Below are 21,003 nucleotides of genomic sequence, written 5' to 3'. Positions count from 1 at the left end.
ACATCAGCGATGTCGAGTCGATCACGAATCTGTCGGAGGCGTCCCGTCAGTCCTTCTCGATGGTGACCTTGCTGGGCTTGGCGCTGCGCTCGTCGGTGGTCGGCTTGGTGGGCCGCTTGCCGTTCTCACCCGTACTGGTGATCTTGGTTGGTTTGGCGCCCCGGCCACCCTCGCCCGGAACGGCGGCCACCGTCGGCTCGCCGTCCACCCCGGCGCTGGCCGTGCCGCCGTCGACAGTCGTCATCGGCTCGGCCACCGGTCGAGTGCCGGCCTGCCCGGCCTCATCGGCGCTGGCGTTCGCCGGCTGCCGGACGTCGGCGGGCGCGGCCTTGAGGCCACCCGCCGCATCGCTACCGCCAGCACCGTCACCCGCCGCTCCGCTACCGGCCGTACCGTCACCGGCAGTGGCGTCGTCACTGTCGCCCGGGCCGCTGCCCCCGCTGGCCGACACGGTCGCGGCCTTGGCCGGCACGGCGGAACCGTCGCTGTCGCCCGGACCGGTCCCGCTGCCCGCCGTCACGGTCGCGGCACTGCCGTTGGCCGCCACGGTCGCGGCACTGGCCGGCGCGTCGGGGCGGTCGCCGGTCGCCGGCGACGTCGGACCGTCGACCGGGCCGGTGATGGTGCGCAGCCGCAGCTCGGCCATCTGGCGCTCGATCTCGTCGGACTCCTGCCGGGCCTTCCAGGTCTCCTGCCGCAGGTCGGCGAGCTGCTGCTGGGCCTGCGCGATCTCCAACATCACCTGAGCGAGCTGCTGCCGACCCGCCGCCGCCTCCTGCTGCGTCGCCGCCAGGTGCTGCTGCGTGGTCGCGAGATGCTGCTGGGTGGTGGCCGCGTACTCCTCGAACTGGCGGCGTGAGGCCGCGACGTGCTCGTCGGCCTTGCGCCGCTTGTCGCCTGCCTCGGTCTCGGCGCGGCTCAGCATCTCGGCGGCCTCGGTTTCGGCGCGCTGGCGCAGGGTCGCCGCGTCCGCCTCGGCCGCCTGCCGGATGGCGTCCGCGCCCTGCTCGATCTCGTTCTTGCGGCTGGTGTACTCGGTCTCCAGCTCGTCGCGGCGCGCGGTGTACTCGGTCTCCAGCTCGTCGCGGCGCGCGGTCCAGCCCGACTCCAACTCCTGCTGGCGGGACTCGTGCTGCTTGTCCAGCTCGTCGCGGCGCTTGGCGAACTCCTGCTCGGCGGTGGACCGGCGCTGGGCCAGCTCCCGATCGGCCGCCTCGCGCCGCGAGTTGACCTCCTGCTCCACGCCCGCCCGCCAGGCGCCGAGTTCCTGCTGCGTCTGCGCCCGGGACTGCTGCACGTACGCCTCGGTCTCGCCGCGCATGCGCTGCACGTACGCCTCGGTCTCGGCCCGGCTGCGCTTGGACGCCTCGGACGCCTGCGTGGTGAGCCGCTCCGCCTCCTGCTGGGCCTTGGCCCGGGTGGCCCGGCCGGCCATCGACGCGTCGTCGATGATCTGCTTGGCCTCCTGCTGGGCCTTGGCGTGGGTCGCCCGGCCCGCCTCGGTCGCGGTGTCGGTGAGCCGCTTGGCCTCCTGCTGGGCCTTGACGTGCACTTCCTTGGCCGCCTCGCGCAGCTCCGCCGCCTCCTGGCGGGCGGTGGCCAGCGCCTCGCGGGCCTCCTCGCGCAGCTTGGTGGCCTCCTGCTGGGCCCGGGTGTGAATCTCCTTGGCGGCGTCCCGCAGCTGGGTGGCCTCCTGCTGGGCCTTGGCCAGCTCGTCCTGCGCTGCCTTGCGCAGCTTTGCCGACTCGTCCTTGGCCGAGCGCAGGGTCGCGTCCGCCTCCGCGCGGCGGGAGGCGCTGTGCCGCTCCTCCTCCTGGCGCCGGGCGGCGAGAGCGATCTCGAAGTCCTTCAAGGCCCGGGCGGCCTGCTCGCGGGCTTCCTCGATGATGTGCTCGGCGGCGGCCCGACGGGCGTCGATCTCCTCGTTGGCCGCGGACAGGATCTGCTCGGCCTGCTCCTCGGCGAGGGTGAGGATCGACTCGACCCGGGGACCCAGATGCCGGAAGGAAGCCCGGTCGACCACGTTCATCTGCTTGCGGACCTGGGTCAGATCCCGCTGCAGCACCTCGACCTGGCCGGCGAGCTTGTGGATCTGTGTATAGGCCTGTTCCCGTTCGGCGGCGAGGGTCGCGATCTCGTGCTCGGCACGTGCGACGTACCGGTCAACCTGTTTCTTCTCGTACCCCCGGAGAGCGGACTCGAAGCTGGGCTCCGTGGTCACGTCCCCGCCGAGAGCGAACAGTTCCTCGCCGTGCGACATGCCCCCATCCTCACACGCATCGCCCGCGGCTGGGGCGATACGGACGCCGCTTGTGGGACCTACTTCACTCCGTGGCGAGGGCACCACACCAAGGGTTGGGAAACGCACACGGCGCGAGGTCACACCGGTTACCCGGTGTCACCTCGCGCCGTCGATGCCCCAACCTGACGCCTCGCGTCAGCCGGCGGTCTCCGCGGTGACCCGCTCCTGAGCGCCGTCGGTCTTCTTCGTCTCGGGCTTCGCCGCCGCGGCGGGCGGCGACGAGGGAACGCCGGGCACGATGCCGGCGAGCCCGGAGAGCATCTGCCCGAGCTGCGAGGTGACCGCGTCCTTCTGCCGGGTGAGGTCCTCGACCTCGCGGCGGGCGGCCTGCGTGGTCAGCTCGGCCTCGGTGCGGGCCTCGGTGAGTAGACGCTGCGACTCGGCCTTGGCCTCGTTGAGCATCTTGTCGGACTGGGCCTTGGCCTTGTCGACCGTCTCGGCGGCGTTGCGCTCCGACTCGACGCGACGGGCCTCGGCGCGCTGCTCGATCTCCTTGGCGCGCTCCTGGGCGGCGCGGGCGCGCTGCTCGGCCTCGCTGACCATCTTCTGGGTCTGCGCCACCTGGGCGGCGTGCCGCTCGGACTCCTCGCGCTCGGCCTTCTCGCGCCGCTCGGCGAGTTGCAGCTCCAGGGCCTGGAGGTCCTTGTCGCGCTTGTCCCGCGCGTCGGTCAGCAGCTTGGTGGCCTCGGCGCGCTTCTCCTCGGCCTCGCGGGCGGCCTTGGCCCGCTGCTGGGTGATCTCCCGCTCGGCGGTGGCGCGCAGGGTGGCCACCTCCCGCTCCACGGTCGACTTCAGCTCGGCCACCTCGTGTGCCGTGACCGTCCGGAGCTGCTTGGTCTCGCGGTCAGCGTCGGCGCGCAGCGTGTCGGCCTCGCGGCGGGCCTGCACCCGGACCTCGGCGGCCTCCCGCTCGGCGGCGGTACGCAGGTTGCCCGCCTCGCGTTCCGCAGTGGCCTTCATCGCGGCGGCCTCGGCGCGGGCCTTGTCCGTGATCTCCCGCGCCTCGAGGCGGGCGGCGGAGAGGATGCCCTCCGACTCGCGCTTGGCCTCGTTGCGGTGGTCGTTGGCCTGCTCCTCGGCGAGCCGGAGGATCTGCTCGACGCGGGTGCCGAGCCCGGAGAGGGTGGGCCGGCTGTTCTCTTCGAGCTGCTTGTTGGTGTCGGTGAGCTTCTGCTCCAGCGCACTCATGCGCTGCTCGGCCTGGCGGAGGCGACGCTGGGCGTCGTTCATCCGCTGCTCGGCCTCGGCACGGGCCTGCTCGGACTGGGTCAGCGCGGCGGTCATCCGGCCGATGAAGTCATCGACCTGGTGAGTGTTGTATCCGCGCAGGCCAACGGTGAAATCTGGCTGCGAGTTCGCGTTATCGAAGAACGCGAGAGGGGAGGACTGCTGCTGGGGCATTGGGACATACTGGCAGACGCCCCAGGGTGCTTCGCAAGAGCGGTACGCAGCTTTCGTCTCCTCTTTACATGGTCAACTGCCCTGGCCCCCGGGGCCGGACCAATCGGCGATCTTGGCAGGTCCCGGGCCGGACGGACGCCACGCAGCGTGACGCGAAAAAGGGCCACGGGGTGTCTCCCGTGACCCTTTGTTCGACCCGCATGGGTTCGGGCTAATGGGGGTGGAAGAACAATGGCCGATCACCGCATTGGCCATCGGGTGCTCATCCGTCCGGCCGGTGTCCCGCTCAGTGCCCCCGGAAGTGTCCCGCTCAGTGCCCCCGGAACCGGTTGATCGCCGCTTCGTGCCGGGCCCGCAGCTCCCCGTCCCGGACACCCAGCCCGTCCGACGGCGCGAGGCAGCGCACGCCGACCTTGCCCTGGTGCGCGTTGCGGTGCACCTCGTACGCGGCCTGACCGGTCTGTTCGAGGGAGTAGGTGCGGGACACCGTCGGGTGCACCTTGCCGAGCGCGACCAGCCGGTTGGCCTGCCACGCCTCGTGGTAGTTGGCGAAGTGGCTGCCCACGATCCGCTTGAGATGCATCCAGAGGTAGCGGTTGTCGTACTGGTGCTGGAAGCCGCTCGTGGACGCGCAGGTGACGATGGTGCCGCCGCGCCGGGCCACGTAGACGCTCGCGCCGAACGTCTCCCGGCCGGGGTGCTCAAAGACGATGTCCGGGTCCTCTCCACCGGTGAGTTCGCGGATCCGCTCACCGAACCGCCGCCACTCGTCCGGGTCCTGGGTCTGGTCGTCCCTCCAGAACCGGAAGTCCTCGGCGGCCCGGTCGATGACCAGCTCCGCGCCCATGCTGCGGCACAGCTCGGCCTTCTCGGGCGAGGAGACGACGCAGACCGGGATCGCGCCGCCGTTGAGGGCCATCTGGGTGGCGTACCCGCCGAGGCCACCGGACGCGCCCCAGATCAGCACCACGTCGCCCTGCTTCATGTTGGCGCCGTGGTGGGAGACCAACTGCCGGTACGCGGTCGAGTTGACCAGCCCCGGGCTGGCGGCCTCCTCCCAGCTGAGGTGGCGCGGCTTGGGCATGAGCTGGTTGGCCTTGACCACGGCGAGCTCGGCCAGCCCGCCGAAGTTGGTCTCGAAGCCCCAGATCCGCTGCTGCGGGTCGAGCATCGTGTCGTCGTGCCCGGCGGCGTCCTCCAGTTCGACCGAGAGGCAGTGCGCGACGACCTCGTCACCGGCCACCCACCGGGTCACCCCGGGACCGGTACGCAGCACCACGCCGGCCGCGTCCGAACCGACCACGTGGTACGGCAGGTCGTGCCGACGGGTCAGCTCGGAGACCCGGCCGTAGCGCTCGAGGAACCGGAAAGTGGATACGGGTTCGAAGATGCTGGTCCACACCGTGTTGTAGTTGATCGCGCTGGCCATCACGGCGATCAGCGCCTCGCCCGGTCCGAGTTCCGGCGTCGGCACCTCCTGCACGTGCAGCGCCTTGCGGGGGTCCTTGTCCCGGGTGGACATGCCGTCGAACATCCGGGACTCCTCGGCGCGGACGACCACGCCCCGGTAACTCTCCGGTACGGGAAGTCCGGCGACGCCGGCCAGTTCCCGGTCCGGGTCGTTGGATTCCTCCGCCGCCATGATCGCTTCGAGGATGTCCTGCACGGTGACCTCCGGTTCGTCCCACACCCGCGCGGGCCCGGGTGCTGCCATCGTCGGCGCCGGTGGGACGCGACCGCCATGTCGGCATTCGACACATCCGGCACCGGCCGCGCTCCTGTGGGGCGGGACGTTACTGAACGGTAGCTAAAGCCGGAAGTCCTCTGTGAAAAACTGCATCCGCCGATGCGTGAAGCTGCCCGACCAGCGCGAGAAGCGCGCACGGACGTGCGTGTGAGCGCGCCCTCGCCAGGCGTTAGGAAGGGCCCCCTGCTATACGCGAGGCGTTAACAAAGGGCCCTTCCTTCAAGCCGTCAATGCGTGGCGGCGGGTTGGACCAGTTCGATCAGGACGCCGCCGGCGTCCTTGGGGTGGACGAAGTTGATCCGGCTGTCCGCGGTGCCGCGTCGCGGCTCGTCGTAGAGCAGCCGCATCCCCCGCTCACGCAGCGCCGCGCAGGCCACGTCGATGTCCGCCACGGTGTACGCGACCTGCTGCACGCCCGGCCCGTTGCGATCCAGGAACTTCGCGATCGTCGACTCCGCGGTGAGCGGGGCGAGCAACTGCACGCAGCCGCCCTCGGCGGTCGGCCCGACGGCCAGCATCGCTTCCCGTACGCCCTGTTCGGCGTTGGTCTCGACGTGTACGCAGCGCATCCCGAAGGTCCGCTGGTAGAAGTCGATCGCGGCGTCCAGGTCGGCGACGGCGATGCCGACGTGGTCGATCTTGCGAAGTCCGATGTCTGTGACGTAGTCCGCACCGGGCTCGACGGGGGAGTTCTCTGTCATGGCGCTAGTCTGGCCGAACCATCGTTCAGGCGTACAGCTCGGCACCCCCCCTCGGAGGCAGGCATGGCTTCGGTGATCGTCAGCGGCGCGCGGACCCCCATGGGCCGGCTGCTGGGCAACCTCAAGGATCTCCCGGCCACCAAGCTCGGCGGGATCGCCATCAAGGCGGCCCTGGAGCGGGCGGGTGTCAGCCCCGACCAGGTCCAGTACGTGATCATGGGTCAGGTTCTCCAGGCCGGTGCCGGTCAGATCCCGGCCCGGCAGGCGGCGGTCGAGGCCGGCGTGCCGATGTCGGTGCCGGCGTTGACCATCAACAAGGTCTGCCTGTCCGGCCTGGACGCGATCGCCCTCGCCGACCAGCTCATCCGGGCCGGCGAGTTCGACATCGTGGTGGCCGGCGGGATGGAGTCGATGACCAACGCGCCGCACCTGCTGATGGGTCAGCGCACCGGCTACAAGTACGGCGACGTGGTGGTCAAGGACCACATGGCGCACGACGGGCTCAGCGACGCCTGGGACTGCTGTTCGATGGGCGAGTCGACCGAGCGGCTCGGCGCGCGGCACGGCATCACCCGCGAGGAGCAGGACGCGTTCGCCGCGACCAGCCACCAGCGGGCCGCCGCCGCGCAGAAGAACGGCCACTTCGCCGAGGAGATCACCCCGGTGCTGATCCCGCAGCGCAAGGGTGACCCGTTGGTGATCAGCGACGACGAGGGCATCCGGCCGGACACCACCGCGGAGTCGCTGGCCAAGCTGCGGCCCGCCTTCGCCAAGGACGGCACCATCACCGCCGGCAGTTCCTCGCCGATCTCCGACGGCGCCGCCGCGGTGGTCGTGATGAGCAAGGCCAAGGCCACCGAGCTGGGCCTGACCTGGCTGGCGGAGGTCGGCGCGCACGGCAACGTGGCCGGCCCGGACAACTCCCTGCACTCGCAGCCGTCCAACGCGATCAACCACGCCCTCAAGAAGGGCGGCCTGAGCGTCGAGGACCTGGACCTCATCGAGATCAACGAGGCCTTCGCTCAGGTCGGCATCCAGTCCACGCGTGACCTCGGCATCAGCCCCGACAAGGTCAACGTCAACGGCGGCGCGATCGCCCTGGGCCACCCGATCGGCATGTCCGGCGCGCGTCTCGTACTCACTCTCGCCCTGGAGCTGAAGCGTCGCGGCGGTGGCACCGGCGCGGCGGCGCTGTGTGGCGGCGGTGGCCAGGGTGACGCGCTGATCATCCACGTTCCGGCACAGTGAGCGAGACGACCGGGCACGCTCCGGCGGCGGGAGCCACGTCGGTGCGCCGTAGCCGGGACGTACCGCTGCTGGTCGAGCGGGCCCGCGCCGGTGACCCCCGGGCGGTGGCCCGCCTGATCACCCTCGTGGAGAACGGCGACGCGCTGCTGCCGGCGATCGCCGCCGCGCTGGCGCCGTACGCCGGTCAAGCCCAGGTGGTCGGGCTGACCGGCTCGCCCGGGGTGGGCAAGTCGACCACCACCAACGAGCTGGTCCGCGCGCTGCGGGCGCGGGGCCATCGGGTCGGCGTGTTGGCGGTCGATCCGTCCAGCCCGTTCACCGGCGGGGCGATCCTCGGCGACCGGGTGCGGATGCAGGACCACGCCACCGACCCGGGTGTCTACATCCGGTCGATGTCCAGTCGGGGGCATCTCGGCGGGCTGGCGGCGGCGACGCCGCAGGCGGTCCGGGTGCTGGAGGGCGCCGGCTGCGACGTGGTGCTGGTGGAGACCGTCGGCGTCGGGCAGGCCGAGGTGGAGGTGGCCTCGCTGGCCGACACCACGCTGGTGCTGCTCGCCCCGGGCATGGGCGACGCGATCCAGGCCGTCAAGGCCGGCATCCTGGAGATCGCCGACGTGTTCGTGGTCAACAAGGCCGACCGGGACGGCGTCGACGCCACGGTCCGCGACATCCAGGGCATGATCGCGCTCGGCGAGCGCGGGCCGGGGCAGTGGCGGCCGCAGGTGGTCCGCTCGGTCGCGGCCCGGGGCGAGGGCATCGACGACATCGCCGCCGCCCTCGACAAGCACCGCGGTTGGCTGGTCGAGCACGGCGAGCTGCGTCGCCGGCAGGAGGCGCGGGCCGCCGCCGAGATCGAGGCCATCGCGCTCGGCGCCCTCCGCGCCAGGATCGGCTCACTGCGCGACGGTACGGAGTTGAGCACGCTCGCCGCCTCCGTCGCTGCCGGTGACCTCGACCCGTACGCGGCTGCGGACGAGCTGCTCGCCCAACTCGCGAACTGACCCGGCGTCAACGGCCGCGCGATGCGCGCGCCTGGACGCGAAGCGCCCTCCGGTTTTAGTAGGCTCGCGGCCGGCAGCGACCTGCCACGCGGCGGACCGACGATCAGGTCGGTCCACAGTGCACCGGGACCAGGGGAGACGTGAGCATGACGGACGCGGTGGAGAACGCCGGCACGACGCAGCCGACGACGGGCGCGGCCCGGGGTGTGACGTCGGTGTCCGACGAGGTGGTGGAGAAGATCGCCGGTGCGGCCGCTCGCGCGGTTCCCGGTGTCGCCGACCTCGGCGGTGACGTGGCCCGGTTCTTCAACAGCGTGCTCGACAAGGTCGGCCTGGACGAGGTGGGCGACGCCCGCCGGGGCGTCTCGGCCGACGTGAAGGGCACCTCGGCCGTCGTCAACGTGGTTCTGGTGATCGACGCCGGTTCCGTCGTGGCCGACGTGACCGAGGCGGTGCGGGCCGCGGTCATCGAGGCGGTGGAGAAGTACGGCCTGTCGGTCACGCAGGTCAACGTCACGGTGGACGACATCGAGCTGAACCAGCCGGGCGCCGCCGGTTGATCGTGGCTCGTCTGGTTACCCGCCGGTATGGCCTGACTTAGCGATCGTTCAGGCAAGGGCTCTACACTCGGTGTGCTGGTCGAGCAACCGAGGAGGAGCCCCGCGCATGGACGCCGACGAGATCGCCGCCGGACGGGCACGCTGGCAGGCCCGGTACGACTCCGCGCGCAAGCGGGACGCCGACTTCACCACGCTCTCCGGGATGACCGTCGACCCGGTCTACGGGCCGCCCGAGGGCACCTCCTACCCGGGCTTCGAGCGCATCGGCTGGCCGGGCGAGTACCCGTACACCCGGGGTCTGTATCCCACCGGCTATCGCGGTCGGACCTGGACGATCCGGCAGTTCGCCGGCTTCGGCAACGCGCGGCAGACCAACGAGCGTTACAAGATGATCCTCGGCGCCGGCGGCGGCGGCCTCTCGGTCGCGTTCGACATGCCGACGCTGATGGGCCGCGACTCGGACGACCCGCAGTCGCTCGGCGAGGTCGGGCACTGCGGCGTCGCCATCGACACCGCCACCGACATGGAGGCGCTCTTCGACGGCATCGACCTGGCCGGCGTCACCACCTCCATGACGATCTCCGGCCCGGCCGTGCCGGTGTTCTGCATGTACCTGGTCGCCGCCGAGCGGCAGGGCGCCGACCTGTCCACGCTGGACGGCACGTTGCAGACCGACATCTTCAAGGAGTACATCGCGCAGAAGGAGTGGCTGTTCGACCCCGAGCCGCACCTGCGCCTGATCGGCGACCTGATGGAGTACTGCGCGGCCGAGATCCCGCGCTACAAGCCGCTGTCGGTCTCCGGCTACCACATCCGCGAGGCCGGCTCGACCGCCGCGCAGGAGCTGGCGTACACCCTCGCCGACGGCTTCGGCTACGTCGAGCTGGGTCTCTCGCGCGGACTCGACGTGAACGTGTTCGCGCCCGGACTGAGCTTCTTCTTCGACTCGCACCTCGACTTCTTCGAAGAGATCGCCAAGTTCCGCGCCGCCCGCCGGATCTGGGCCCGCTGGCTGCGCGACGTCTACGGCGCGACCAGCGAGAAGGCGCTCTGGCTGCGCTTTCACACCCAGACCGCCGGCGTGTCGCTGACCGCGCAGCAACCGGTCAACAACGTCGTGCGGACGGCCGTCGAGGCGCTCGCCGCGGTGCTCGGCGGCACCAACTCGCTGCACACCAACGCGCTCGACGAGACCCTCGCGCTGCCCACCGACGAGTCCGCCGAGATCGCCCTGCGGACGCAGCAGGTGCTGATGGAGGAGACCGGCGTGGTCAACGTGGCCGACCCGCTCGGCGGCTCCTGGTACGTCGAGGCGCTGACCGACAAGATCGAGGCCGAGGCGGAGGAGATCTTCGCCCGCATCCGCCAGCTCGGCGGGGAGGGGCCGCACCAGATCGGTCCGATGACCTCGGGCATCCTGCGTGGCATCGAGGACGGCTGGTTCACCGGGCACATCGCCGAGTCGGCGTTCGTCTACCAGCAGGCCCTGGAGAAGGGCGACAAGAAGATCGTCGGCGTCAACCGCCACACCGGCACGGTCGCCAAGGAACTGGAGATCCTGCGCATCTCGCACGAGGTGGAGCTGGAGCAGCGCCGGGTGCTCGCCGAGCGCAAGAGCGCGCGGGACGAGGCCGTGGTGCGCGCGGCGGTGACCCGGATGGTCGAGGTCAGCCGCACCGACGGGAACATGATCCCCGCCATGCTCGACGCCGTCCGTGCCGAGGCCACGCTCGGCGAGATCTGCGACGCCCTGCGAGCCGAGTGGGGCACCTACCGCGAACCCGCCCGCTTCTGACCCCCCGGCCCCTCAGCCCCGTCGATCTTGCGGTTTCTGTGGCGGCATAAGCCGCAAAAGCGACGTAGCGGCAACCGAAAGCGCAAGATCGACGGGGCTGGGAACGGGGGGCCGTTTCGCGTTGTCCGATAGGCGTGAGAGTTGCGACGTTGGAGTTGTGGGTGAGCCGGGAATGCGGGCCCACGTGCGAGACTAGGTAACCATGAGCGACCCACGGATCACCTCGTCGATCTTTACCCGCGGCGCGGTCGACCTCAGCACGCTGCGTGGCCCCGCACCAGCCGGTACCCGCCCCGGCGCACCCCCGCAGGGCGGCCCGTCCGCCGGCACACCGGGCGCACCGACCGCCGACAACGCCCCCATCGTCGACGTCACCGAAGCGACCATCCAGTCCGCGGTGCTCGAGCAGTCGATGGCCATGCCCGTCATCGTCTTCTTCGGCGCGGCTGGCTTCCCCGAGAGCGACGAGTTCGCCCCGGTGCTCGAGCGGCTGGCGGTCGAGGGCGGCGGCGCCTGGTTGCTGGCCCGGGTCGACGTGCAGGAAAACCCGCGGATCGCCCAGATGTTCCGGGTCCAGGGCGTCCCGACGGTCTACGCGGTCGTCGGCGGCCAGCCGATCGACGCCTTCTCCGGTGTGGTGCCCGAGGCCCAGCTCCGCCAGTGGATCCAGGCCGTTCTCAAGGCCGGCGGCGTGACCGTCGCCGAGCCGGAGGACCCGCGCCTCGACGAGGCGGACGACGCGCTCATGAGCGGCGACCTGGACGCCGCCGAGCAGGCGTACCGCAAGATTCTCGCCGACGCCCCCGCGGACGCCGCGGCCACGGCGGGCCTCGCCCAGGTCGGCGTGGCACGCCGGGTGGCGGGCGCCGACCCGGCCACCGCGCTGGCCGCCGCCGAGAGCGCCCCCGACGACGTCGCGGCCCAACTGCTGGCCGCCGACATCGAGGTGCTCAGCGGGCTGGCCGAGCAGGCGTACGCCCGCCTCGTCGGCCTGGTCCGGCGCACCGCCGGTGAGGACCGCGAGACGGTCCGCCAGCACCTGGTGTCGCTCTTCTCCATCGCCGGCCCGGACGATCCGGCGGTCGCCTCGGCCCGTAGGGCACTGGCCAGCGCCCTGTTCTGAGTCCGCAGCACGACTGTGAGTGCGTAGTACGCCAGCGCGGGCCGGCGTTCGCCGGCCCGCCCGACCACCGGGGACGGGAGCTCATGATGCGCCGGATCGCCGTCCTCGACGCGCCGACAAACCTCGGCCTGCGACCGCCGACGTCCACCTCCGTGCCGGGCTGCGCCAAGGCGCCCGGCGCGCTGCGCGACCACGACCTGCTGGCCCGGCTGCGGGCCCGCGACGCCGGGTGCCTCACCCCACCCCGGTACGACCCCGGTGACTGGCGGCCCGGGGACGGCGTGTGCCACGCCCGGGAGATCGCCGACTACTCGCTCGCGCTCGCCGAGCGGATCGGCTCGATCATCGACCGGGGTGAGTTCCCGGTGGTGCTGGGTGGCGACTGTTCCGTGCTGCTCGGTTCCGCGCTCGCCATGCACCGCCTCGGTGAGGCGGTCGGCGGGCGGATCGGACTGGTCTTCGTCGACGGGCACTCCGACTTCCGGCACCCCGGCAACGCCTCCTACGTCGGCGCGGCCGCCGGGGAGGACCTGGCCCTGGTCACCGGGCGCGGGCAGGCCGACCTGGCCGCCCTGGAGGGTCGCCGGCCCTACTTCCGCGACATCGACGTGGTGGTGCTCGGCATCCGTGCGCAGGACGAGTACCGCCTCGACCTCCAGGCCGCCGGCATCACCACCCGCCCGGTCCCCGCGCTGCGCGCCGAGGGCGCCGCCCGGACCGCCCAGTGGGCACACGAGCAGCTCGCCGACTGCGCGGGCTACTGGGTGCACATCGACGTCGACGTCCTCGACCCGGCGGTGATGCCGGCCGTCGACGCCCCCGACCCGGGCGGCATCGCCTTCGCCGAGCTGGAGATCCTGCTCGCCGGCCTGGTCGACACGCCACACTGCCTCGGCGTTGAACTGACCGTCTTCGACCCCGACTACGACCCGGACGGCTCGTACGCCGCCGAGATCGTCAACACCGTGGTCGCCGGTCTGGCTCCCGTCACTGCCCCGGAGGCGATGCCGCCGCGGCTGCTGTCGCCCCGGCCCACGACCGCCGCGAGACGTGCCACCGAACGGACGACGGCCGCCGGCCGGTCCGACCGCGCCGAGCGCCACGGCGGGCCCGCCGGGCTTGCTCGTGCCGCGGGGGTGCCGGGCTCTGCCAGCCCTGATCGCGGTGCGGGCACCGTCGCCGACGCTGCCCGGTTCGATGAGTTCGACGGCGAGGGCCTCGACGAGGACGACACGTCCGGCGCAGCCTCTCCCGGCCTCGGCTCCTCCCGCCTCCCGGTGTCGAGGAGTGAGGCGGCCGACGAGGTCGCGGCGGAGGCCGAGCCATCCGTGATCCGCGACCGGTCCCCGTCCGAGCCTTCCGGCCTCGCGGCGCAGATCGCGGCGACGGTCGAGCCGTCGGGGCTCGCGGCGCAGATCGCGGCCACGGTCGAGCCGTCGGGCCTCGCGGCGACGGTCGAGCCGTCGGGCCTCGCGGCGACGGTCGAGCCGTCGGGGCTCGCGGCGCAGATCGCGGCCACGGTCGAGCGCGAACCGGTCGGTCCGCCCGCGTCGGCCGGCCCGGGTCTGCTGCGGCGGCCCTCCCCGCCGGCCCAGAACGCACCCGAACGGCCCCAGACCGACACCGCCTGACCCGCTCGCGGCCACCCGACTCGTGATCCACTCGGTATCAGCGAAACCGGGGTGTCCGGACGGCTTGGACGCCCCGGTTTCAGTGAAACCGAGTGGATCAAGGGTCGGGTGGGTCAGGGGGTAGGCAGGGCGCGGAGGAAGCGTTCGGCGATCGGGACGGCCGAGGCGGTGCTGGCGCCGCCCTTCTCCACGAACACGGCGAATGCGACGTCACCCCGCCAGCCCACGAACCAGGCGTGCGTGTGGGCCGGGTTGTCGTCGAACTCGGCGGTGCCGGTCTTGCCGTACACCTCGCCGCCCGGGACGTCCTTGAGCGCGCTGGCGGTGCCGGCGGTGACCACCTCGCGCATCATCGTGCGCAGCGCCGTGACGGACTCCGGCTTGAGCTGCCCACCGGGCGGGGCCGGCTTGGCCGGCGCCGGGTCGACCAGCAGTTTCGGCTGCTCGAAGCGGCCCCGGGCGACGGCCGCCGTGGCACCCGCCATGGCCAGGGGGCTGACCAGCGTGGTGCCCTGGCCGAACGACGCGGCGGCCTGCTCGGCGGGGCTGCCGCCGGTGGAGACCTTGCCGGTGAAGACATCCACGCCGAGGTCCCACTGCCCCTCCAGCCCCAGGGACCGGCCGGCGGCGGCCAGCCCGTCGCCGCCGAGCTTCGGCGCCAGCGAAGCGAAGGCCGTGTTGCAGGACTTCGCGAAGTCGGTGCGGAACGGCACCGAGCCCAACTCGAAGTTGTCCGAGTTCTTGAAGGACCGGCCGTCGACGGTGAAGGTCTTCTTGCACTCCACCGGGCCGTCCAGAGTGACCGCGCCCCGGTCCAGCAGGCCCAGCGCGCTCACCATCTTGAAGGTGGAGCCCGGCGGTACCTGTGCGCTGAACGCCAGGTTCTCGCCGGCCGGGCCGGGACCGTTGGCGGCGGCGAGTACCGCGCCGTCGCTGACCCGTACCGCGACCAGGGCGGAGCGGAGCGGCTCCGCGCGCAGTGCCCCGTCGGCCGCGTTCTGGGTGGCCACGTCCAGGGTGGTCTTCAGCGCCTGGCCCGGCTGGGGATCGCGGCGGAACAGCTCGGTGCCGGTGGGCGCGAGCTTGCCGTCCTCGGTGGGCCGTTCGACCAGGACGGTCAGCCCGGGGGCGCCGCGCAACCGCTCGTCGTAGCGGCCCTGCAGGCCACCGTGTCCGACGAGGTCGCCGGCGACGTACCTGTCGGGGTGGGCAGTGAGGTCGTCGGCCTGCGCCTGGTCGACACTGCCGAGTAGCGCGCGGGCGAACTCGCGGGTGGGTGCGAGGTCGAGCTTGTCGGAGATGAACTTGGTGCCGGGCAGGTCGTAGATGCGAGGTTTGATCTGCTTGTACGCGTCCTCGCGCAGGGTCACCACCTCGACGAACGCACCCGGATCGGCCTCGGCGACCCGCTTGGGAAGGTCGGCCAGGTCGACGCCGGGGACCAGAGCCGGACGGATCGCCTTGAAGGCGGCGTCGAGATCCTTGACCAGCTTCTTGATGTCGGTGACCTGGTTGGGCTGCACGCCCACCCGCACGATCGGGCGCGGTGACACGATCGGCGTGCCCGCCGCGTCCAGCACGCCGGCACGCGGGCCGGCGTCGCGGCGCAGCGCCAGCCGGTCGCCCCTGGTGAGCTGCTCGTGGAGGACCCGCGGCTCCCACATCACCCGCCACTGGTCGTCGTCGCCCTGGATGAGCCGCAGCTCCCGGTCGTACGTCCAGTGGGTCTGGCCCGGCAGCGTCCAGTCCACCCGGATGGTGGTGGTCGCGATGTTCTTCGTGATCTTCGGCTCGCCCTGCCGGGTCAGCGTGGGCGGGGTGCTGGCCAGCTCGCCGGACAGCTCCTTGATCTCCTTGCTCACCTCGGCCGCCGGCGTCTTCGCGCCGGTCGAGTCGACCATGGCGACTGCCTGCAGGTCGCCGCTGCGCCAACCGGCGAGGAAGGCGTCGGCGCTGCGCTCCGGCCCGTCGTCTCCGGAGCACGCCGCCAGCACACCGGCGGTGAGCAGGGACGCGGTGAGCGCGGCCACTCGGCGCGCGCGGTTCGACCGGTTTGGGCGGGGGTAGGACAAGGTCATGAAGCGGTCCTTCCGATCTCGTGCTGCTCTGCACGGTAGTACGCGAACGCTGTCCCCAACGCCCCGGGAAGTCCTCGACGTGCGGAAAGACGGACCGAGCCGGTGTGATGAACATCGCGCGGCGGGGTATCCCGCAACCGGCCAACCTCGGACCCGCAACGGGTGAAAGGACGAAGTCCCGATCCGGACGCCCTGCCAGTGGTCCGCCGACGAAGGCGGCAAACGGCAGGCCTAGGCTGGGCGGCAGAGTGACCCACAACGCGGTGGGTCGAGGGGAGTGGCACCGATGGACCGGCGTCCGGCGATCAAACCGGAACCCGACCTCCGACCGGATAACTCCGGGCGGGACGAGGACAGCTTCGATTCGGCGACCGACGGGGACGGCTACGGCCGGCTCGACACCGGCGTCACAGGGCTGACCGGGTCGAGCATCGACACCATCTACGATCTGGGTCTGCCGAGCGAGGCGTTGGCCGACGACGTGGAGGACGCCGAGCTCGACGAACCCGTACCCAACGCGGAGCGGCTGGTGGCCCAGGCCGTCGCGCTCGCCGGGGACGACCATGACGCGGCGACCCTGGTCGGCCGTTTCTGGCGGTTCGCCCCGGACGAGGAGCTGGTCGGCTTCACGGCGGAGGAGATGCTCGACGCGGCCCGGGCGCACCGGGACCTCGCGCAGCAGCGGGTGCCCGGCGAGTTGAAGCTGCGCATCCACGAGCCGCACGCCGACCAGCACCACACCGTCGTCGAGATCGTCACCGACGACATGCCGTTCCTGGTCGACTCGGTGACCGCGCTGCTCAACTCGTACCACCTCGACGTACACCTGCTGGTGCACCCGCTGGTGGTGGTCCGGCGCGAGCCGCTGGGCCAGCTCACCGAGGTTTCGGCGGACGTGGAGCCGGACGACGCGATCGCCGGTGACATCGTCGAGAGCTGGATGCGGATCGAGATCGACCCGGTCCGGGACGCGGCCGAGCGGGACCGGTTGCGGCACGAGCTGCAACGGGTGCTCACCGACGTACGGGAGGCCGTGGAGGACTGGCCGAAGATGCGTCAGCGGGCCCTCGCGCTCGCCGACGAGCTGGCCTCGGCCCGTACCTCGGACAACCGCCCGCCGGTGCCGGAGAAGGACATCACCGACTCGGTGGAGCTGCTGCGCTGGCTCGCGCACGACCACTTCACGTTCCTCGGCTACCGCGAGTACCGCCTGGTCGACGCCCCAGACGGAAACCCCGCGGACCCGGTGGACGGCAAGGCCCTCGAAGCGGTGCTCGGCACCGGGCTGGGCATCCTGCGCTCGGACTCCCCGGACGCCCGGTCGCTGGCCTCGATGACGCCCGAGGCGCACGAGAAGGTGCTGGAGAAGCGCCTCCTCATCATCACCAAGGCCAACTCGCGGGCCACCGTGCACCGCTCGGCGTACCTGGACTACATCGGCTTCAAGATCTTCAACGAGGCCGGCGAGGTCATCGGCGAGCGGCGTTTCCTGGGGCTGTTCTCCACCGCCGCGTACCGGACCAGCGTCCGGGAGCTGCCGGTGGTGCGACGCAAGGTCGCCGAGGTGCTCGACCGTTCCGGCCTGAGCCGGCGCAGCCACTCCGGCAAGGACCTGCTCCAGATCCTGGAGACCTACCCGCGCGACGAGCTGTTCCAGATCAAGACCGACGACCTGTACCACGCGGTGATCGGCGTGCTGCGGATGGCGGGTCGCCGGCAGCTGCGGGTGTTCCTGCGCCGTGACGCGTACGGGCGGTTCATCTCCTGTCTGATCTACCTGCCCCGCGACCGGTTCACGACGCAGAACAGGCTGCGCATGCAGGACATCCTGCTGCGCGAGCTGAACGGTGTCGGGGTGGACTACACGACCCGGGTCACCGAGTCGATGCTCGCCCGGATCCACTTCATCGTCCGTACCGATCCGACCCGGCCGCCCGGCGAGATCGACGCCGACCTGTTGGCCGAGGAGCTGGCCGACGCGACCCGGCTCTGGGACGACGACTACCGGCTGGTGCTGGAGCGCAAGCTCGGCGACGAGCAGGCCAAGCACCTGTTCGCCCGGTACGCCGACGCGTTCCCGGAGGGCTACAAGGACGGGCACACGCCGTACGAGGCGATGAAGGACCTGGCCAAGCTGGAGCTGCTGGAGGAGCCCGGCCAGCTCGAGATGCACCTGTTCCGCAAGCAGCTCGCGCCCCGGCCGGGCACCCGCGTGCCGGGCGCCGACGTGCCCGACGACATGAACGTGCGGTTCAAGGTCTACCGGTACGGGGAGCCGATGATGCTCTCCGCCGTGCTGCCCGTGCTGCACTCGCTCGGCGTACGGGTGGTCGACGAGCACCCGTACGAGGTGGACCGGATCGACGGTCGGGTCTACCTGTACGACTTCGGCCTGATGCTGCCCGAGGGGCACCACGAGCTGGCCGAGGTCCGTCCGCACGTGGAGAACGCGTTCGCGGCGGCCTGGCGCGGCGAGGCCGAGGTGGACCGGTTCAACGAGCTGGTGCTGCGCGCCGGACTGACCTGGCGGCAGGTGGTGGTGCTGCGGGCGTACGCGAAGTATCTGCGGCAGGCCGGCACGGTCTTCTCGCAGGACTACATGGAGCAGACCTTCATCGCGTACCCGAAGCTCGCCAGCCTGCTGGTGGAGCTGTTCGAGACCCGGTTCGCGCCGGGTGACCTGAGCGCCGAGCAGCGGCGGCAGCGCAGCGGCGAGCTGGTGGAGACGATCCGGGGCGCGCTGGACGACGTGGCCAGCCTCGACCAGGACCGGATCCTGCGCTCGTACCTGACGCTGATCGAGGCGACCCTGCGGACCAGCTTCTACCAGAAGCCGGTCGGCGGGCGGCCGAAGGCGTACGTGGCGTTCAAGCTGGACCCGCAGGCCATTCCGGACCTGCCGGCGCCCCGGCCGAAGTTCGAGATCTTCGTGTACTCGCCCCGGTTCGAGGGTGTGCACCTGCGGTTTGGGCCGGTGGCCCGGGGCGGGTTGCGCTGGTCCGACCGTCGGGAGGACTTCCGCACCGAGGTGCTGGGCCTGGTCAAGGCGCAGATGGTGAAGAACACGGTGATCGTGCCGGTGGGCGCCAAGGGCGGCTTCGTGCTGAAGCAGAAGCCGGGGGACCGGGACGAGGCGGTCGCCTGCTACCAGGAGTTCGTCGGCGCGATGCTCGACGTCACCGACAACATCGTCAGCGGGCAGATCGTGCCGCCGGACGACGTGGTCCGGCACGACGGCGACGACCCCTACCTGGTGGTCGCCGCGGACAAGGGCACGGCCACGTTCTCGGACATCGCCAACGAGATCTCGCTGGCGCACAACTTCTGGATGGGCGACGCGTTCGCCTCCGGCGGTTCGGCCGGGTACGACCACAAGAAGATGGGCATCACCGCCCGTGGCGCCTGGGAGTCCGTGAAGCGGCACTTCCGGGAGCTGGGCCTGGACACCCAGACCCAGGACTTCACGGTGGTCGGCGTCGGCGACATGTCCGGCGACGTGTTCGGCAACGGGATGCTGCTCTCCGAGCACATCCGGCTGGTGGCCGCGTTCGACCACCGGCACATCTTCCTGGACCCGGACCCGGACGCCGCCACCTCGTACGCGGAGCGTCGGCGGCTGTTCGACCTGCCCCGCTCCTCCTGGGAGGACTACAACGAGGAGCTGATCTCGGCCGGGGGCGGCATCTTCTCGCGTACCGCGAAGTCGATTCCGATCACGCCGCAGGTCCGGGCGGCGATCGGCCTCGACGACGACGTCACGCAGATCTCGCCACAGGAGCTGATGAAGGCGATCGTCACCGCTCCGGTGGACCTGTTCTGGAACGGCGGCATCGGCACGTACGTCAAGGCCTCCACCCAGACCAACGCGGAGGTGGGCGACAAGTCCAACGACGCGATCCGGGTGGACGGGCGCAGCCTGCGCTGCCGGGTGGCGGGCGAGGGCGGCAACCTGGGCTGGACCCAGCTCGGCCGGATCGAGTACGCGTTGACCGGTGGCCGGATCTACACCGACTTCATCGACAACGCGGCCGGTGTGGACACCTCCGACCACGAGGTGAACATCAAGATCCTGCTGAACACCGCGGTGGCCGACGGCGAGCTGACCACCGCCGAGCGGGACGATCTGTTGGCCGGGATGACCGACGAGGTCGCCGAACTGGTGCTGCGCGACAACTACGACCAGGCTCGGGCGATCAACAACGCCCAGGCCCAGGCCGCCTCGCTGCTCCCGGTGCACCGCCGGATGATCAACGAGTTGGAACGTTCGGGCGGGTTGGACCGCGCGTTGGAGGCGCTGCCGCCGGACGAGGAGTTGGCGGTCCGGAGCGAATCCGGCCTGACCGCGCCGGAGTTCGCGGTGCTGCTCGCGTACGTGAAAATCGTCCTTGAGCGGGAGATCCTCACCGAGGGGCTGGCCGACGAGGAGTGGACGACCGACGTTCTGGTCAACTACTTCCCGACGCCCATGCGTGAGCGGTTCGCCGACCGGATGGGCCGGCACCGGCTGCGCCGGGACATCGTCACCACCGTGCTGGTCAACGAGGCGATCAACCGGGGTGGCATCTCGTTCATCTTCCGGGTGGTCGAGGAGACGGCGGCCAGCGCCGCGGACGTGATCCGTGCGTACGTGGTGGTCAGTGAGGTGTTCGGCCTGCGCGACCTGTGGGACGCGGTCGAGGCGCTGGACAACAAGGTTGCGCCGGAGTTGCAGACCAGCGTCTACCTGGACACCCGCCGGTTGCTCGACCGGGCGGTGCGTTGGCTGGTCTCCAACCGGCGCTCGCCCATCGACGTGCCGGCCGAGATCGCCCGACTGCGCGACGGGGTCACCCGGCTGCTGCCGGGTCTGGAGGAGCTGTTCTACGGCGGCGAGCGGCAGGCCATCGCGGCGCACATCGACTCGATGACCGAGCGCGGGCTGCCCCGCGAGCTGGCCGAGCGGGCGACCCGGCTGATGTACAGCTTCGGTCTGATGGACGTGGTGGAGACCGCGAACGCCAGCGGGCGGGACGTCAGCGAGGTGGCCTCGGTCTACTTCGTGCTCTCCGACCTGTTCCGGGTGGACTCGCTGCTGTCGAAGATCTCCCTGCTGCCGCGGGAGGACCGCTGGCAGACCCTCGCGCGGATGGCGCTGCGGTACGACCTGTACGCGGCGTTGGCCGCGCTCACCGCCGAGGTGCTCGACTCGACCGGGGACGAGTTGCCGCCGCACGAGCGGGTGCAGCAGTGGGAGCAGTCGAACGCCACGTCGATCCACCGGGCCCGCCAGGCGATGGGGGAGTTCGACGAGTCGCGGGCGGATCTCGCTGCCCTGTCCGTGCTGCTGCGCCAGATCCGCACCCTGGTGCGGACCTCCGCCGCCGCCTGAGTCACTACGCCGGACGCGGTCCGGCCGGTCGGGGTGACCCGACCGGCC

General features: G+C 71.4%; 11 protein-coding genes and 1 pseudogene. 7 read left to right on the top strand and 5 right to left on the bottom strand.

What is annotated here, in order from left to right:
- Positions 1–46: 46 nt before the first annotated feature.
- From AB0J36_RS19760 to mce, 4 genes are all read right to left on the bottom strand, one after another.
- On the bottom strand, positions 47–2,260 hold the full coding sequence (locus AB0J36_RS19760; RefSeq protein ID WP_357393861.1) for a hypothetical protein: 2,214 nt from the start codon (positions 2,258–2,260) through the stop codon (positions 47–49).
- A gap of 177 nt (positions 2,261–2,437) precedes the next feature.
- On the bottom strand, positions 2,438–3,703 hold the full coding sequence (locus tag AB0J36_RS19755; RefSeq protein WP_357134193.1) for a cell division protein DivIVA: 1,266 nt from the start codon (positions 3,701–3,703) through the stop codon (positions 2,438–2,440).
- Between the two features lie 310 nt (positions 3,704–4,013).
- Entirely contained in the window at positions 4,014–5,369 is a 1,356-nt protein-coding gene (ccrA, locus tag AB0J36_RS19750; RefSeq protein WP_357134257.1) for a crotonyl-CoA carboxylase/reductase, read from the bottom strand.
- 308 nt (positions 5,370–5,677) lie between these two features.
- Positions 5,678–6,151, bottom strand: coding sequence for a methylmalonyl-CoA epimerase (mce, locus tag AB0J36_RS19745; protein ID WP_357134195.1), 474 nt, complete (start codon positions 6,149–6,151; stop codon positions 5,678–5,680).
- Positions 6,152–6,214: 63 nt separating this feature from the next.
- Here mce and AB0J36_RS19740 point away from each other — a divergent pair, with 63 nt between their 5' ends.
- The 6 genes and pseudogenes from AB0J36_RS19740 to AB0J36_RS19715 form a co-directional block, all read left to right on the top strand.
- Positions 6,215–7,399 carry an acetyl-CoA C-acetyltransferase gene (locus AB0J36_RS19740; RefSeq protein WP_357134198.1) on the top strand — a complete coding sequence of 395 codons (1,185 nt, stop codon included), beginning with the start codon at positions 6,215–6,217 and terminating at the stop codon, positions 7,397–7,399.
- Positions 7,396–8,400 (top strand): methylmalonyl Co-A mutase-associated GTPase MeaB, encoded by a 1,005-nt coding sequence (gene meaB, locus AB0J36_RS19735; RefSeq protein ID WP_357134200.1) that lies wholly within the window; start codon positions 7,396–7,398, stop codon positions 8,398–8,400. Before AB0J36_RS19740 ends, meaB begins: the two co-directional genes overlap by 4 nt.
- A 146-nt stretch (positions 8,401–8,546) precedes the next feature.
- Positions 8,547–8,960 carry an Asp23/Gls24 family envelope stress response protein gene (locus AB0J36_RS19730; RefSeq protein WP_357134201.1) on the top strand — a complete coding sequence of 138 codons (414 nt, stop codon included), beginning with the start codon at positions 8,547–8,549 and terminating at the stop codon, positions 8,958–8,960.
- 106 nt (positions 8,961–9,066) lie between these two features.
- Positions 9,067–10,755, top strand: coding sequence for a methylmalonyl-CoA mutase family protein (locus AB0J36_RS19725; RefSeq protein WP_357174630.1), 1,689 nt, complete (start codon positions 9,067–9,069; stop codon positions 10,753–10,755).
- Positions 10,756–10,957: 202 nt separating this feature from the next.
- Entirely contained in the window at positions 10,958–11,878 is a 921-nt protein-coding gene (locus tag AB0J36_RS19720) for a tetratricopeptide repeat protein (RefSeq protein WP_357174632.1), read from the top strand.
- Between the two features lie 83 nt (positions 11,879–11,961).
- A pseudogene (locus AB0J36_RS19715) lies at positions 11,962–13,131 on the top strand (arginase family protein); the annotation flags it as partial.
- 491 nt (positions 13,132–13,622) lie between these two features.
- Here AB0J36_RS19715 and AB0J36_RS19710 read toward each other — a convergent pair.
- The gene (locus AB0J36_RS19710) at positions 13,623–15,587 is read right to left on the bottom strand and encodes a penicillin-binding transpeptidase domain-containing protein (protein ID WP_357393859.1); all 1,965 of its coding nucleotides are present in this window, start codon (positions 15,585–15,587) and stop codon (positions 13,623–13,625) included.
- Positions 15,588–15,873: 286 nt separating this feature from the next.
- Between AB0J36_RS19710 and AB0J36_RS19705 the strand changes: the two genes are divergently transcribed.
- Entirely contained in the window at positions 15,874–20,955 is a 5,082-nt protein-coding gene (locus AB0J36_RS19705) for an NAD-glutamate dehydrogenase (protein WP_357134209.1), read from the top strand.
- Positions 20,956–21,003: the final 48 nt, after the last annotated feature.

The sequence above is a fragment of the Micromonospora sp. NPDC049662 genome (assembly GCF_040675055.1).
GTDB lineage: Bacteria > Actinomycetota > Actinomycetes > Mycobacteriales > Micromonosporaceae > Micromonospora.
The sequence above is the reverse complement of the archived record's forward strand: the minus strand, read 5'-3'. Positions and strand labels throughout refer to the sequence as shown.